An 842-nucleotide genomic window follows, 5' to 3' on the forward strand; every position below is an offset into this window, starting at 1 on the left:
GCCTTCGCGGAGGCGACCGCGAACCCGCCCTACCTCTTCGACCTGCCCCCGGCGGAGGGCCGCAAGGCGGTCGACGAGGTCCAGTCCGGCGACACCGAGAAACCCGCCGTCGACGAGGAGTGGATCACCGTCCCCGGCGGCCCGACCGGGCAGGTCAGGACCCGTATCGTGCGCCCGGCCGGCGTCACCGGCGTACTCCCCGTGATCATCTACATCCACGGTGCGGGCTGGGTGTTCGGCAACGCCCACACCCACGACCGGCTGGTGCGCGAACTCGCGATCGGCGCGCACGCCGCCGTGGTCTTCCCCGAGTACGACCTCTCCCCCGAGGCCCGCTACCCGGTCGCCATCGAGCAGAACTACACGGTGGCCAAATGGGTCGTCGAGCAGGGCGCGACCAAGGACCTCGACGCCACGCGCATCGCCGCGGTCGGCGACTCGGTCGGCGGCAACATGACCGCCGCGCTGACGATGATGGCCAAGGAACGCGGCGATGTCCCCCTGGTCCAGCAGGTGTTGTTCTACCCGGTGACCGACGCGAACTTCGACACCGCCTCCTACCACCAGTTCGCAGAGGGCTACTTCCTGCGCCGCGACGGCATGCAGTGGTTCTGGAACCAGTACACGACCGACGAGACCGAGCGCGCCCAGATCACCGCCTCCCCCCTCCGCGCCACCACCGAACAGCTCACCGGACTCCCCCCGGCCCTCGTCATCACCGGCGAAGCCGACGTCCTGCGCGACGAGGGCGAGGCCTACGCCAACAAACTCCGCGCAGCCGGCGTCCCCGTCACCGCCGTCCGCTTCCAGGGCATCATCCACGACTTCGTCATGCTCAACGC

At 69.8% G+C, this 842-nt stretch carries 1 protein-coding gene; it reads left to right on the forward strand.

All coding sequences use genetic code 11. The features are described from left to right. A partial coding sequence (locus OC490_RS49075) for an alpha/beta hydrolase (RefSeq protein WP_262064556.1) occupies nt 1-842 on the forward strand: 842 nt, incomplete at both ends.

This window comes from Streptomyces sp. STR69 (assembly GCF_024519455.1).
In the GTDB taxonomy this organism is placed as follows: Bacteria; Actinomycetota; Actinomycetes; order Streptomycetales; family Streptomycetaceae; genus Streptomyces.